Origin of the sequence: Pseudonocardia sp. 73-21, from assembly GCF_001899645.1 — a bacterium.
In the GTDB taxonomy this organism is placed as follows: Bacteria; Actinomycetota; Actinomycetes; order Mycobacteriales; family Pseudonocardiaceae; genus Pseudonocardia.
In genome coordinates this window covers 222,597-227,800 of record NZ_MKVV01000083.1, presented here as the reverse complement: position 1 = coordinate 227,800, position 5,204 = coordinate 222,597, and the positions used below count along the sequence as shown (strand labels likewise).

6 protein-coding genes are annotated in these 5,204 nt (G+C 76.0%); 2 read left to right on the top strand and 4 right to left on the bottom strand.

Translation table 11 applies throughout. The features are described 5' to 3' along the window. Positions 1 to 780, bottom strand: a 780-nt coding sequence (hpnC, locus tag BGP03_RS26905; protein WP_299737954.1) for a squalene synthase HpnC, incomplete at its 3' end; no start/stop codon positions are given. Between the two features lie 127 nt (positions 781 to 907). Between hpnC and BGP03_RS26900 the strand changes: the two genes are divergently transcribed. Next, positions 908 to 2,122: a helix-turn-helix domain-containing protein gene (locus BGP03_RS26900; protein WP_298797617.1), complete on the top strand. Its 1,215-nt coding sequence runs from the start codon at positions 908 to 910 to the stop codon at positions 2,120 to 2,122. 15 nt (positions 2,123 to 2,137) lie between these two features. Here the strand turns inward: BGP03_RS26900 and BGP03_RS26895 are convergent, their stop codons facing one another. Continuing rightward, a complete protein-coding gene (locus BGP03_RS26895) occupies positions 2,138 to 2,659 on the bottom strand; it encodes a hypothetical protein (protein WP_296370008.1) in 522 nt (173 codons plus the stop codon). Between the two features lie 177 nt (positions 2,660 to 2,836). On the opposite strand from BGP03_RS26895, the gene BGP03_RS26890 reads away from it, so the two are divergent. Continuing rightward, entirely contained in the window at positions 2,837 to 3,451 is a 615-nt protein-coding gene (locus BGP03_RS26890; protein WP_296370006.1) for a class F sortase, read from the top strand. 167 nt (positions 3,452 to 3,618) lie between these two features. Here BGP03_RS26890 and BGP03_RS26885 read toward each other — a convergent pair whose 3' ends face one another. Next, a complete protein-coding gene (locus tag BGP03_RS26885) occupies positions 3,619 to 4,581 on the bottom strand; it encodes a PP2C family serine/threonine-protein phosphatase (protein ID WP_296370004.1) in 963 nt (320 codons plus the stop codon). Between the two features lie 57 nt (positions 4,582 to 4,638). Next, complete coding sequence (locus BGP03_RS26880; protein WP_296370002.1) at positions 4,639 to 4,845, bottom strand: heavy-metal-associated domain-containing protein; 207 nt, start codon at positions 4,843 to 4,845, stop codon at positions 4,639 to 4,641. Positions 4,846 to 5,204: the final 359 nt, after the last annotated feature.

The following is a 5,204-nucleotide window of genomic DNA, read 5'->3' as shown; positions in this document are numbered from 1 at the left end:
GTGGGGGGTGGCGGCGAGCACGTCGCCACCGCTGCGGCGCAGGGCGTCGGCCGCGGCCCGGCCGCCCGCGACGTACCCGCCGACGGCCACCCGGGCCCAGCCGTGCAGCTGAGGCAGCAGGGCGGACCCCTCGTCGAGCAGGGCGACGGCCCGGTCGGTCTCGTGCAGCACGAGCCGGCGCAGCGCCGGTGACGCGTGCGGCGCGTCGAGGTCGTCCTCCGTCACCCCGAACGCGACCATGTCCGCCGCCGGCAGGTAGGTGCGCCCCCGCGCGTGGTCCTCCGCGACGTCCTGCCAGTGCTCGAGCAGCTGCAGGGCGGTGCACACGAGGTCGGAGCGCCGTTCGACCTCCGGTGACGCGGCGACGCCGAACACGGCGAGCACCAGCCGCCCGATCGGCCCGGCCGACAGCGCGCAGTAGCCGAGCAGCTCGTCCCAGGTCCCGTAGCGGGTGACGTGCTGGTCCTGCAGGTTCGCCGCGACCAGCCGGTCGAACGGCTCCCGCGGCAGGCCCGGGTCGAGGGCCCGCAGCACGCGGGCCTCCGGTCGTCCACCCGACCACACAGCGGACAGGTCCTCGGCGAACGCGTGCAGGTCGGCGATCCGTTCGGCGGGGGTGCGGCCGGGATCGTCGCCGAGCTCGTCGATCGTGCGCACCACGTCGTAGACGGCCCGCAGCGCGCCGCGCACCCGCGCGGGCAGCACGCGCAGGGCGACCGGGAAGTTCTCGGCCGCCTCGGCCGCCCGCAGGTCGCGCGCCTGCAACCGTTCACCGTCCACGCCCACCGATCGTTCTCCGGGCGTGGTGCCGGTCTCTGCTTTCCTGTGGTCAATTCTGTGCCGCAGGACTTGTCGTTCCGGGACAAATCAGGTGGGTCGGTTCGCCCGACAGGCGTAGAACACGTCCGTGGACGAATCGGAGACGCCCCTCACGGCGCTCGTCCCGGCCATCGCCGACCGGATGCCCGAGCTGCTGGACGAGGTGCGCGCCGCGCTGGCGGACGACTGGCCCGACTACGCCTCCTTCCTCGCCGAGAACCACCTCGAGGTGGCGGTCGCCGCCGACGCGGCACTGCGCCGGCTCGTCGAGCTCGCGGAGGCGGCGGACGAGGAGGGCGGCGGCGAGCGGGAGCTGTTCGAGGAGATCGGCCGTCTGCAGTGGCAGCAGGGCCGCGACCTGACCCACCTGATGTCGGCCTACCAGATGGGCGCGCGGGTGTTCTGGCACCACGTCTCCGCGGTCGCCGTCGACCACGGGATCGCGCCCCGCGCCATCGCCGCGCTCGCCGAGGCCGTGTTCCTGTTCGTCGACCGGCTCTCGTCCTCGTCCGCGCGCGGCTACGTGCTCGCCCAGTCCGAGGCGGCGGCGAACCGCGGCCGCCTGCGCGACGAGCTGGTGGCGCTGCTGCTGTCGGACCGCGCCGACCGCAACGCCGTCGACGCGGCCGCGAACCGCGCCGACTGGCGGGTGCCCGCCGAGCTCGCCGTGGTGCTGGTCGGGCCGGACAACCCCATCGCCCACCGGGCGCTGGCCCGCATGGACTCCACGCACCTGGTGTTCCACCGGCCGCCGCTGCTGGGGGCGATCATCGCCTCGCCGTCGAGCCCGGGCCGGCGTTCCCGGCTCAGCAGAGCCCTGCGCGGCGCGGAGGCGGTGGTCGGGTTCGCGGTGTCACCGGAACGCCTGCCGGCCAGCCTGCACGTCGCGGAGATCGCCGCCCGGCTGCAGCACAACGGCGTGCTGACCGACGACCCAGTGTTCACCGACGAGCACCTCGACGCGATCATCGTGCACCGCGACGCGCGCATGCTCGAGGTCCTCCGCGGGCAGACGCTGGCGCCGCTGGACGGGCAGTCGCCGGCGTCGCGGGAACGGCTCTGCGAGACGCTCGCGGCGTGGCTGTGGCACATGGGCGACCGCCAGGCCATCGCCGCGGACCTGCACGTCCACCCGCAGACGGTGCGCTACCGGCTGGCGCGCCTGCACGAGCTCTTCGGCGAGCAGCTCGACGATCCCGGCACCCGGGCCCGGCTGTCGCTCGCCCTGGGCTGGGGGGCGCCCCAGGAGCCGGGCGGGCGCCCCGCGGCGCGGACGTCCGAGGCCCGCGGCCGGGCCCGCTGAGCTCGGGGCGCAGGGTCAGGACGAGCGGCGCCTGCGCAGTGCGGACGCCCCCGCCGCGGCGAGACCCGCCGCGCCCAGCACCGCCAGGAGCGCCACGCCGCTCACCGGCCCGTCCGACGGTGCGTCGCCGCCGGAACCCGCGTTCACCGACGCGGGGGGAACGGGCGGTGTCGAGGTCGGCGGCGGGGTGGCGCTGGTGGGCGCGGTGGTGGGTGCCGGAGTGGGCGCTGTGGTCGCGGTGGGCGGGGCGCCCGGGGTGCTCGGGGCCGCCGGGGGCGGCACCGCGGCGGAGGAGGTGCCCGGGGCCGGCGGCGTGGAGGGGGCGGGCGTCGGCGTCGCGGACGGGGTCGCCGCGACCGGCCCCACCGGCGGTGTGTTGCAGGACGCCACCCCGACGACGATCGCGATGATGATGACGACCAGCGCCACGAGCAGCCACCACCACGGCCGCCGCCGCGCCGGGGTCGGTGGGGTCGGGGGAGTGGGCGGGGTGGGGGGCGTGGGGGCTCCGTAGCCGCCGTCGGAACCGTAGGTCATCGTGCGCCGTCCTTTCGGGCCTCACCCGTCCGCGCCGACGATGATGGTTACGGGGATGTCCGTCAATAAGCCGTTCGGCCGCGGTGGTCACGCATTCACCATTCGTGGAACAATTGCGCGGCCGGTGGGTGCGGCACGGCGCGGCACGGCACGGAGAGGGTAAAGGGACGGCAAAGCGTGCGGGTTTCCGGGTGGGACGGTGTCCGGTGGGCGGTGCTCGGCGGCGCCGTCGGGCTGGTGTGCGCCGCCGCCGCGCCCGCCGTGGCGCCGCCGCCCGTGGCACCGCCCGCCGTCGGGCGGACGGTCGACGTCCGGCACGCGCCGGTCCCCTCCGTCGGCGGGCCGGGCGCGGCACCGGTGCGGCTGCGCATCCCCGTGCTCCGCATCGACGCACCGGTGCGGGCGGTGGCCACAGGCCCCGCCGGTGACCTCGGCGTTCCCGACGATCCGCAGGTGATCGGCTGGTGGGCGGCCGGCGGCGCCCCCGGCGTCCCCGGCGCGGCGGGCGTGCTGGACGGGCACGTGGACAGCGCGGCCCACGGCCCGGGTGCGCTGTTCCACCTGGCGGCGCTCGTGCCCGGTGACGTCGTGGCCGTCGTGACGGCGCAGGGCGCGGTCGTGGCCTACGCGGTGCAGGAGGTCCACCGCTTCCCGAAGACGGCCTTCCGCGCCGATCTCCTCACCCCGGGCGGCGCGCCCCGGTTGGTGGTGGTCACCTGTGGCGGCGTTTTCGACCGGGCCACCCGCAATTACGAGGACAACGTCGTCGTCGTGGCCGTTCCGGTGTCGTGAATGGGCCGAACACGCTCCGCGTGGCCTCCGGACGTCCTATCCGGCCGGCGCATTCGGTCGCAGGCATTCGCGTCCACGAGGGGGTACGGTCCAGGGGACTGTCGGACCCGCCGGCGACCCGCTCGTCGTGCACACCTGCCGCGGCTGGTTCTGCCGGTTCGCCGCGGTCAGTCCGGCGGCGACCCGACCGGCAGCACCGCCACCGTGATGTTGTCGCGGCCGCCCGCCTCCAGCGCGACCGCGGTGAGCTCGGCGGCCACCCCGAGCGGGTCGGTGAACGCGCCGGGCAGCGCCACCGCGGCGAGGGCCGCGGCGTCGGCGAGGTAGTTCCACAGCCCGTCGCTGCACAGCAGCAGCACGCCGGGACCGTCGGGGGTGAAGGCGGCCAGGTCCGGGATGGGCTCGCCGCCCGCGCCGAGCCAGCGGGTGATCGCGTGCGCCCGGCGGTCGAGTGCGGCCACGGCGGCGTCCATCCGGCCGGCGGCGACGATCTCCTCGGCCCACGAGTGGTCGGTGGTGAGCAGGCGCGAGCCCGTGGCCGAGAGCCAGTAGGCGCGGCTGTCGCCGACCCACGCGACGACCACCTGGTGGCCGGGCACCTCGTGGCGGGGCTCGACCACCGCGGCCACCAGCGTGCAGGCCGGCCCGTCCTCGGCCGGCCCGCCGTCGAGGGCCAGGGCCTCGACGGCCCGGGCTCCCGCCGCGACGGCCGCCCGGACGCGGCGGGGACCGGCCGGCTCGGCGTCGTCACCGCCCAGCAGCACGTCGAGGGTGGCCTCGGTGGCCACCTGGGACGCGAGCTGCGGGTTCGGGGAGGACGACACGCCGTCGCAGACCACGGCGGCGCGCAGCCCGGACTCCCGGCGACCGAGGGCCATGGCGTCCTCGTTGCGGGAGTGCACGAGCCCGCGGTCGCTGATGCCGGCCAGCGTCGTCAGGTCGCTCTCGACGCGGTCGGTGCCGTCGGGGAGCGGGCGGCCGCAGCCGGGGCAGCTCTCCCCGTCCTCGACGGCCGGTTCGCGGGAGCAGCCATGGCACGTCCGGAGCCCGTCGAGTGCGTCGGCGGTGCCGCCGCGGTGCACGCGCAGGGCTCCGCTGCTCGTCGTCGTGCCCGTTGTGGTGTCTGTCATCTCCCGTTCATCATCCCCGCGGCCCCGTCGCACCCGGGGCCGGGGGCGGGGGAACGGTCAGCCGGCGAGCTCGTAGCCCGCCTCGGCCACGGCGGCGCGCACCCGTCCCTCGTCGAGGGGGGCGGTGCTGATCACGGTGACTGCGCCGGTCGGGAGATCCACGCGGACGTCGCAGACGCCGTCGATCTCACCGATCTCCTCGGTCACCGACGCGACGCAGTGCTCGCACGTCATGCCGGTGACCGTGTAGCTGTTCTCGCTCATCGGATGAACCTAACATAGGGGGGAGGGGTATCTGGACGCCGCCCGTCGCATCCAGCCGCGTCCTGAGCGCAGCCCCGCACGGGTGGAGCCGACCGGCCCGGTCTCCGGGTAACGTGCCGGGCCAAGGACATGCGACCGGCCGCTCGCCGCACGCTCGCTCGTAGGTCCGGGGCCACCCCAGCGGCCTCCGGGGCCAGGTGCGGTCGCAACCCGTTCGAGAGGACCGACTGGTGGGCGACAGGATGTTGGCATCCGGGGGCGACTCGGTGCACGTCGGGCGCCGTGGGTCACCGTCGGGTCAGGCACCGTCGGGTCAGGCACCGTCGGGTCAGGCACCGTCGGGTCAGGCACCGTCGGGT

Coding starts and splice junctions, on each gene's coding strand:
- BGP03_RS26895 (WP_296370008.1), bottom strand. CDS start 2,659: ATGACCTACGGTTCCGACGGCGGCTACGGAGCCCCCACGCCCCCCACC.
- BGP03_RS26885 (WP_296370004.1), bottom strand. CDS start 4,581: ATGACAGACACCACAACGGGCACGACGACGAGCAGCGGAGCCCTGCGC.
- BGP03_RS26880 (WP_296370002.1), bottom strand. CDS start 4,845: ATGAGCGAGAACAGCTACACGGTCACCGGCATGACGTGCGAGCACTGC.